Source organism: Amycolatopsis tucumanensis (assembly GCF_021654135.1).
In the GTDB taxonomy this organism is placed as follows: domain Bacteria; phylum Actinomycetota; class Actinomycetes; order Mycobacteriales; family Pseudonocardiaceae; genus Amycolatopsis_E; species Amycolatopsis_E tucumanensis.
Genome location: NZ_JAKGSD010000134.1, coordinates 1 through 1,077 on the forward strand (window position 1 = coordinate 1; position 1,077 = coordinate 1,077).

1 protein-coding gene is annotated in these 1,077 nt (G+C 69.1%); it reads left to right on the forward strand.

From position 1 onward, the window contains the following. Nucleotides 1–113: 113 nt before the first annotated feature. Nucleotides 114–1,076 (forward strand): IS481 family transposase, encoded by a 963-nt coding sequence (locus tag L2C96_RS44145; RefSeq protein WP_237340321.1) that lies wholly within the window; start codon nucleotides 114–116, stop codon nucleotides 1,074–1,076. Nucleotide 1,077 lies beyond the last annotated feature (1 nt).

The window sequence follows — 1,077 nt, forward strand, 5'->3', positions numbered from 1 at the left end:
TGTTCGGGGACGTTGGTGATGGGCTGACACGCTGAGGATGATCTTGATATGGGTGAGGACCTCCGGGTTCGGTGTGGATTGCGAGATCAACGCCGATTACCAGGAGGTCCTCGATGGTCCACCGTAACGCGCCATTGACGCCCACGGGCCGGCTGCGGTTGGCCCGGTGTGTCGTGGAGCAGGGGTGGTCGCTGCGTCGGGCGGCGGAACGGTTCCAGGTCTCCCACACCACCGTCGCCCGCTGGGTGGGCCGCTACCGGGAGCACGGCGCGGCGGGCATGGTCGATCGGTCCAGCCGCCCGCACCACAGCCCGGGCCGCACCTCGCCGGAAGTGGAAGCGCAGGTGGTGGCGCTGCGCACCGAGCACCGGATCGGGCCGCTGCGGATCGCCACCCGCGTCCCGGTGGCCGCTTCCACGGTGTACCAGATCCTGCGCCGTCACGGCCTGCCGCCGCTGGCCGCGTGTGATCGGGCCACCGGCGAGCCGATCCGCCGTTACGAACGCGACCGCCCGGGCGAGCTGGTCCACGTCGATGTCAAGAAGCTGGGCCGCATCCCCGACGGCGGTGGCCACAAGATGCTGGGCCGCCCCGCCAGTCGCGCGCATCAGGTACGCGCCCGCGGCGGCACCTACCTGTTCCTGCACACCGCGCTCGACGACCACTCCCGCCTGGCCTACACCGAAACCCTGCCCGACGAGAAAGCCGTCACCTGCGCCGGCTTCCTGCGCCGCGCGCACGCCTGGTTCGCCGAGCGCGGCATCAGCATCGAACGCGTCCTGACCGACAACGCCATGGCCTACCGCAAAACCACCTGGCAGCAGGTCTGCGCCGAACTCGGGATCCAACGCCGCTTCACCCGCCCCTGGCGCCCGCAAACCAACGGCAAGGTCGAACGCTTCCACCGCACCCTGCTCGAGGAATGGGCCTACCACCAGCCCTACACCTCAGAAACCCACCGCCAAACAGCGTTCCCCGACTGGCTGCACTGGTACAACTACCACCGACCCCACACCGGCATCGACGGCCACACCCCAGCCAGCCGCGGAACCAACCTCACCAAACAACACACCTAGA